Origin of the sequence: Bradyrhizobium sp. BRP56, from assembly GCF_020194035.1 — a bacterium.
GTDB lineage: Bacteria > Pseudomonadota > Alphaproteobacteria > Rhizobiales > Xanthobacteraceae > Bradyrhizobium > Bradyrhizobium australafricanum.
This window is the reverse complement of the sequence record NZ_JADYVV010000244.1, coordinates 1-388: the sequence shown is the minus strand read 5'-3', so window position 1 is coordinate 388 and position 388 is coordinate 1. Positions and strand designations below refer to the sequence as shown.

The window sequence follows — 388 nt, the reverse complement described above, 5'->3', positions numbered from 1 at the left end:
GTTATGGACAGTCTCAATCTTAATAAACATATTTCCGGCCAGTTCAACGCCGAACTGGAAAGCATCCGCACGCAGGTGATGACCATGGGCGGCATGGTGGAGCAGCAGCTTTCTGATGCAATCATCGCGATGAATAACCAGGACAGCGATCTGGCGAAGCGCGTCATCGAAGGCGACAAGAACGTCAACATGATGGAAGTGGCGATCGATGAAGCCTGCGTGCGCATTATCGCCAAACGTCAGCCGACGGCGAGCGACCTGCGTCTGGTTATGGTGATCAGTAAAACCATTGCCGAGCTGGAGCGTATTGGCGACGTGGCGGACAAAATCTGCCGTACTGCACTGGAGAAATTCTCCCAGCAGCATCAGCCATTGCTGGTAAGTCTGG

Annotated in this window: 1 protein-coding gene; it reads left to right on the top strand. The window is 53.6% G+C overall.

What is annotated here, in order from left to right:
• Positions 1-388 (top strand): PhoU domain-containing protein (locus I6F38_RS43600; RefSeq protein WP_276573551.1); only part of this gene is annotated, 388 nt, incomplete at both ends.